Raw genomic sequence first — 7,104 nt, 5'->3', positions numbered from 1 at the left:
TGTGCGGTTTGCCCCGTCATTGGCAGAAATTCGCACGGGAAATCGACATAACAGACGTAAATTTCTCGCTGGTAACCAGGAGTATCTGTGCCCAATTCAATCTGTGCATCCTCGTTCAGGTCCAGGCCCGGACATTCCTTCGAGTCTCGTCTGAATAGCCGCTCGGATTGGGCCAAGACCCGGCTCATGTCAGGGATGCATGAATAGAAATGGCCCGGCGGCACAGAATCAAGAAAAGGAGAGTTGACCGATTTCAGCCAGTAGTAGAATCGCCTGAGCCTATGGCAGAGGCCGTGACTGCCGTGAGATCTTTTTGTCCAGGATTTATTCTTCTGTTCCCTGGCTTGTTGCCATCTGTGTGCTGGGGTCATGGTGGCTGCATTTCCATGCTACGAACTGTAGCCCTATCTGGTCGCGTGGACAATGGTTCTTGTACTACAGTTATAGCTTGGGCGCTCGATGGTGCGATACTCACTAACGAATTCGACGGTGCGAAACCCCAAACGCTTCAGAAGCTGAGTGAAACAAGCCCTGTTCGGGAGCCACCAACAGAACTCACAGTCACTGCGATTGTCCCCGCCAACATAGACCGCGAGGGGAAGCCCCTCCATCACATCCGGGATCGTTTGCGAGACAATCAGCTTGCCACGGCACAACGGCGCAACACTGTTGAGAGCTTTGAGCGGAGAAAAGATGTGCAACAGTACGTCGCCAATAAACACCAGGTCAAACCGCTGGTGATTCACTTTTTCCGGGCATAGATCATAGATGGAAGAATAACATCGGTTCACATTCAGACCGAGCAATTCGCGGCAAAACAGGAACGGCCCGTCGAGATGGAGATAGTGCGCCTCCTCCACGCTGTCGGCTCTGTGAAACTGTGTGAGGGCTTTCAGAATCTCGTCTTCCTCACCCGATAGCGTGTCCCAACCGGCGATGGTGGGGAGTTCCACACTGGTAACAGTGGCGCCCCGCTTCACAAACTCGAATGAGAAGAAACCCGTCGCCGATCCGATGTCCAGGACATTCATACCGGACATGTCCTCGGGAAAATGAAACGCATCGACTACTTCTCGGTAGTCATAATTGCCTGGCGTTACAAGACCATCTCCTAACTCGATGGTATGATACCACAGAAAACGGTCCAGCCCAGGGAAATCGATGTCGGCTGTTTTCTCTTTGAACTCCTTGACCAGGCGCTCGTACTCTTCCCGGGCCTCTCGAACGTCCATCCTGGAGTATGGACCGGTCTTGAACAGTTTGCCGAGCGCTGCGTTCCATGCTCCCACAAACCCTTTCCGGGCAATCACATTTGCCACGCGCTGGTAAAATTTCATGGTCGCCTCTCCTCTGACGTGTGTTTTGGGTGAAACTCTGGCCTACCTGACAGTGTCGAAGGGCCAGCCAAATTTGCCCGGCGGCGGGGGTGGAAGTTCAGGCAGGGTTGGGCAGCGTATAGGTACTCTTTTGCCACGAATTGCACGAATTGCACGAGTGGTTTTCGAATTCGTGTCATTCGTGAAATTTGTGGCCGAAAGGCCGGTCTCGCCCGGCGGTGGGGGCGGAAGTTCAGGCAGGGTTGGACAGCGCATGGCTAAATTCCTGACGGGGTGTTTAAGAGCACGATTGACAACCCGCTCATAGATACCAACTAATTGGGGAATTATAGCTTCCCAGTCGAACCGCTTTAACTGCTGATACCCTCGCTCTATCAACGTATTGCGTAATTCCTGATCGTGCAACACAAGACGGATTGCCTCAGCGATATTTTCTGGGCTAAAAGGATCAAACAAGAAAGCTGCTCCATTTGTGATTTCAGGTATCGTAGTCGCATCGGCAGCCGCAATGGGGCAGCCGCAAGCCATCGCTTCAACCAAAGGAATGCCAAAACCCTCAAATAAGGAGGGAAATACCATTAGCGTTGCTGCGCTATACAGCGCAGGCAGGTCTTCCAGCGGCACAAACCCCAGATCAATGACATGGTCTTCCATGCCGGCCGCCACCGCCAGTATTTTGGCATCCCAACGTTCATGGCGCAATCGCCCGGATAAAATCAGCTTGGGGGGCGGTCCATAACGATCCTGGTAGACACGCAAGGCCGCCATCAGGCGCGCGTGATTCTTGTGCGGCCAGGGATTGGCCGGATAGTATACGTATTCATCAGGGAGGTTATACTTTGTTCGGACGCGACTCATCTCGTCCGCTCCGGTGCGCTGAAGCGTTTTGGGGATGCCGTGAGGGATCACGGTAATCTTCGACGCGGGAGTGCCATATCTTTCTATAAGTGTGTGCTGGGTGTAGGCAGACGGTGCAATGACATGCCATGCCTTTTCCACCGACGGCATGTAGGTATTCGCGCGCGCCGCCAGTTCCGCATCGGTGAAGAATTGCGGATAGTACTCTTGCTGCATATCCCAGAAGCTGAGTACGCAAGGCGTCCTGATTGACAAAGGATGGACAACTGTATGCGGATAATGAATCAGGTCCAGGCCCAGCGAATCGATCTGGCGGGCAAGATAGGGATCACCATGATGTGCGGGCACAAGCAGCGCCAAAGTACGCCAAAGGAGACGTTGGGCGGCGCGCACGAGGGCTGATCGGCGTGGTTCAATGTCGTACAAGGGGACAAAGCGCACGTTGCTGGGCCAGGACCGGTAAGACCAGGTCTTCTGGCTGCCCTGGCTGACAAGTATAACGTAACTGCTATCCGAATCATTGTCGGCCAGAGCCTCAACCAGATAGCGGGTGTAGATGTCAAGTCCCCCGCCATTGCCCAAGACGCTGCCCATGGCCGCGATGCCAATTCTCATGCACGCCTCTTAATCGGTTGGATGATCGTCTGCCGTATCAGCAAGGTGCTGACGATTCGCCTTCGCGGCCGCGATCTGTCGGACGGCCTGCTTGAAGTTCCGGTTGAAACGCTCAGGCGAATACTCATGGCAAATAGCATCACGCGTAAGCAGGGATCGCCTCCTGCATTCGTCAATCGGCGTCTGTGCTGCGTTTAGTACAGTCGCACGAATCGTCCCTACATTGCAATCCGGCAGCAACAAACCAAACCCTCCCAGGTCTATATTCGCGCTGGGGGGTAAGATAGGGATCAATCCATACCCCATACACTCCAGCGTTGCCCCTGGCTGTCCTTCGGCACAGGTAGCGGAGATCACCCAATTACACTGCATAGCCAAAGCCTCGAATGAAGGAGAACGCATGGGGATCTGTCCATATGTGTGAATATTTGGACACTCCGTTAACTCGTAGCGATAGACGTCACCGAATCCAGGCTCAATGTTCTGACAAACGTACAAATGTAGCTGCGTGCCGGTAAAGGCTTCCAGAAGCAGATCCAACCCTTTATGGATATTGCCCCCGCCGCTGAAGAAAAGAAAGTGTTGCCGCCCTTCCTGATAGTCCTTGTCTTTCCACCCGTTCCAGGTCACCGGATAAACCCCGTTGTTGATCCCGAGTACAAGGGGGAAATGGCGGTAGGTCTTTATTGCTTCCTGGTTTCCCAGGCAAATGATCCCGTTAGCAGCGCGATTGGCATATTCCTCACTCTGTCGGATGCAACGATCAGGTTGCAGAAGATGACCACGCCGCACAGTCAAATCATTGAGCCGTTGGGCCTCCCGAACATTCGACTCTTTCCAGTAAATGCCAGTAGAGAAGTAGATACGAACCGTATCCGGGATTAACTTATGAGCGATTCGCTCGTAGTTCACGCCTCCGTGTCCAACGAAAAGATCGTATCGATCAGTAGGCTGCCAGGTCAAATCATCCCACTGGACAATGTCCACCACGTAACCCAGTTCATTCAATGCCTGGGGTATCTGTTGGGCAATCCCCCGATTGCTAAACATGGTCCGGTCGCGTTGCTCCGGTGGAGGCAGCAACGGATCAACCAGGTATGAAACCAGGGCTCTATGGGAAGGGGCACCGACACAGAACTCCTTGAAGCCGGCAAGAAACCTCCGATCGGCAGCTTCGGGTTGCGGTCTCGTCAGGAACGACTTTAGGAAAGTTCGTGCCCTGGCAGGCAGTAGTTTGCGTAGTAGAGGGCGAATCGTCACCAGATCAGTCCTGCGGGATGCTTTGCTGGCCAATCAACAAATAGGTTCCGTAATGACACCTGGGATTACGTCCATCTTCGCGAGGTAGTATTTTGCGATAGAGGGGCATAAGGCCTTCCAAATACGAATCCAAGAAATCCGCGTCCATCTTGATAGGGTGGCCCACGTCATTCCATGATTCCGGGCAAAGCTGCACGTCCTCTTCATTGCTCAGGTCTTGCCCGATCACCAAGATCCCCTTGTCCTTCAGAACACGGCACATTTGCATTATGCACTGCTGAGCGTCTTGCACGTGATCAAGAACATTGATACACACGCACAGATCTATGCTCTTGTCTGGCAAGAGTAGATCCTCCAGTTTCTCGGATAAGGGTGTGGCGTGATAACGTTGTACCAGGTCGGCCACCGCCAGAGGTCTCCTGCAACGGAAATATCGCCACACGCGCTGCTCCCGCTTTAGCCTCAAATACGTATGGATCAAGGGATCTTCCAACCACAACCGCTCAAAAGAGATACAAGGCAGTATCAGCCTGATGTTTGTGTGGGGGCCGCATCCTACCTCAAGCACGTCAGGCAAGCGTCTCCCCTGCAAAACCTCGTACCGGTTAAAAGCCTCCCGCCACCACAGGTTGTAGTCATCCCCAGCAGGGGCGGATTGCTCAGCGCACTGCAGTTCAAACCCTTGAGCCTCTTGCCAGCGGGCACTATCTACTCGGAGCACATTAGACTTAGACAAGACTCTCTCCAGATTAATCGGCGCTCGTGTATATTGCAGGTATCAGCGCCATGGTTGTTTCTGTGATCTGACGCGAGACTTCAAAAGGGCCTTCCCACGGACCGTTGAGAAAGTTCCACTCGTATTTGACTCCAATTTGCCGTAGTATGGCATCAAATTCGTCGCAACTCCATTCACGAAGATGCCAGGGGTTTCTGGGTGAGCCATCGGGTTTCGTATATTCTGGCCTTCGGTTTGGCGTTGAAATAACTACAGCACGCCTGGCAACCTTACACATATCTCGCATCAGCCGCAAGTAATCAGGGACATGCTCAATCACATCTACACAGGTCACTACATCAAAGCTACGCGCTTCATACGGGATCACGTAGCCGTTGTAATGTCTTAGATCTACTATCTTGGGATGATTCAACGATCTTCGTGCCCGTGCTATGGCTTTCCGGTCAATTTCAATGCCCGCTAACCGGTCTGCTTTCGCGGCCATGATCTTTAGGCTATATCCCAACCCAAAGCCTACATCCAGGACGGAATCCCCTGGCTGGAGATACCACTCAGTGATCAACCGATAGGCAGCAACCTGGACGGGAACTTCGGCCTCTGTATCCATAACGGAATACAGGCGTGAGAAAACCGGCCGGCAATGGATCGCCAACCAGATACGCAGGCCCACGCTGTGCTTCCACGCGATCTCAATCACCTTATTACAACAGATAGTCATCCGCTCCTTTCCTCTTCGCCTTTTACCGCAGGTAGGTTGTTAGGAATTCTCTGCTCCGTGATGGATGTATACAAAACAGATTTGCATAACCCATGTCCGGAAATCGCTCAGACAGTTCACTAATGTTTACAGGAGTGACACTCCGGCTAGTTTCAATGATTTCAAATAGCTCGAATCCCAACTCTTTTAGAGATTCTAAGAAATGCTTTGGGCTGGTATCTGCTTTACGCAAACCATAAGGCCAGAATTCACAAAATAGAACAACTCTGGGGTTTGACAAGGTTTCGATCATGCCTGGCAAAGCCAACATTTCCGCCCCCTGAATATCTATCTTAACAACATCGGCACGAAAACCTGACTTTTTCAAATACTTATCTAGTGAGACTGCCGGGACTTCAACTGATTTCCTGGCTACTCCTTTATTAAGAATATCATCGTCGCAAGCATCGAATACGCGGTGATCTCCAAAATTGTTATTAGACAGATATAGCATAGCCATTCCTTCAAAACCCAAAACGGCTGCTTTCTCACAGATTGAGTTTGAAAACCTGTTTATTTGCATATTTCGCTGTAACAATTTTATATTCGTTAAATCAGGCTCGAAAGCAATCACGGTACCACTGGGCCCTGCACGTGAAGCGCCTAATAAAGTGTAGTATCCGACATTAGCACCCACATCTACTACAGTCATCCCTGGCTCTATAACTTGCTCAAAGAGAGAACTCTCGAAAGGCTCGTATTCTTGGTGGATAAAGAAATAATGCCCTAACACCTCATCGTGCAAATCAATCCACATCCTGTTGCCATTTCCCAAACGGATTGGCACAAAGCGTATTCCCCACTTTCTCAAAAGATCGTAATACATTTGCCGACGCATCTGCCTGTCAGCCAAAGTACGTGCGCTCCTGTATAGCCTTGCTTTGACCAGCTTTACCATATGAACTAACAGCATTTTGCTCTATACCCTCTCACTCAACAGTTTTGGTCGTTACCCAATCCAATACAGGTGCTATAACCCCCAGTCGCCCTTGAGATAGTTTCGTCTCAATGCTCCCGTGGTCAATTGCTTCAAAAGCAATAGAATCTCTAATTTCGTCCAGCATTTTGTAACCTGGCACGCTTGACGCTATGTCTACGGAGTATTGTCCTGGGCGCAAGCAATTGCCAGGAATGTAGCAGTTGGCACAGTATTCACCAGTACCCAGGTCTCTATCGTACAGGGATGTATTATTGTCCCAATTTGTACTTGTCAGGACACAAATGCCCTGCGAATTCCAAAGAAGGAAGCCCACTTGTGCCGAATGCACTCTTTCATGCACTTTGTAAGTTATCTCGAGGTATAAGCCTTTCGTCACGTCAACATAAGCACTCACTTTTCGCTCATTATCTAGGACCCGAACACATGTAAAAGTAACCTCTGCAGTAGTCGGATGCCGCGCTTCGAAATGCCGTTCACCCGCCAGGGAAATCCTTCCTTTCAGATATCTATATACAACCGGTTGGGTATCGCCAATTCCGGCAATCCTTCCTGATGCCAATAGAATTGCTCTGCCGCACAATTTCATTATCGCTGGCATATT

General features: G+C 51.2%; 7 protein-coding genes. All 7 read right to left on the bottom strand.

Features of this window, described 5'->3' with window-relative positions:
* Positions 1-404 precede the first annotated feature (404 nt).
* Entirely contained in the window at positions 405-1,337 is a 933-nt protein-coding gene (locus tag CVT63_07310) for a hypothetical protein (protein ID PKQ27573.1), read from the bottom strand.
* Positions 1,338-1,379: 42 nt separating this feature from the next.
* Positions 1,380-2,810 (bottom strand): hypothetical protein, encoded by a 1,431-nt coding sequence (locus tag CVT63_07305; protein ID PKQ27572.1) that lies wholly within the window; start codon positions 2,808-2,810, stop codon positions 1,380-1,382.
* 9 nt (positions 2,811-2,819) lie between these two features.
* Positions 2,820-4,103 carry a hypothetical protein gene (locus CVT63_07300; GenBank protein ID PKQ27571.1) on the bottom strand — a complete coding sequence of 428 codons (1,284 nt, stop codon included), beginning with the start codon at positions 4,101-4,103 and terminating at the stop codon, positions 2,820-2,822.
* On the bottom strand, positions 4,075-4,845 hold the full coding sequence (locus CVT63_07295; protein ID PKQ27570.1) for a hypothetical protein: 771 nt from the start codon (positions 4,843-4,845) through the stop codon (positions 4,075-4,077). Before CVT63_07295 ends, CVT63_07300 begins: the two co-directional genes overlap by 29 nt.
* Positions 4,820-5,524: a hypothetical protein gene (locus CVT63_07290; GenBank protein ID PKQ27569.1), complete on the bottom strand. Its 705-nt coding sequence runs from the start codon at positions 5,522-5,524 to the stop codon at positions 4,820-4,822. The genes CVT63_07295 and CVT63_07290 overlap by 26 nt, the downstream gene beginning before the upstream one ends.
* A gap of 22 nt (positions 5,525-5,546) precedes the next feature.
* Positions 5,547-6,476, bottom strand: a complete 930-nt coding sequence (locus tag CVT63_07285) for a hypothetical protein (GenBank protein ID PKQ27568.1) — start codon at positions 6,474-6,476, stop codon at positions 5,547-5,549.
* Positions 6,477-6,492: 16 nt separating this feature from the next.
* Positions 6,493-7,104 (bottom strand): hypothetical protein (locus CVT63_07280; GenBank protein ID PKQ27567.1); only part of this gene is annotated, 612 nt, incomplete at its 5' end.

Source organism: Candidatus Anoxymicrobium japonicum, from assembly GCA_002843005.1.
Classification (GTDB): Bacteria; Actinomycetota; Geothermincolia; order Fen-727; family Anoxymicrobiaceae; genus Anoxymicrobium; species Anoxymicrobium japonicum.
Note: the sequence above shows the minus strand (reverse complement) of the source record. Positions and strands in the feature narration are given on the sequence as shown.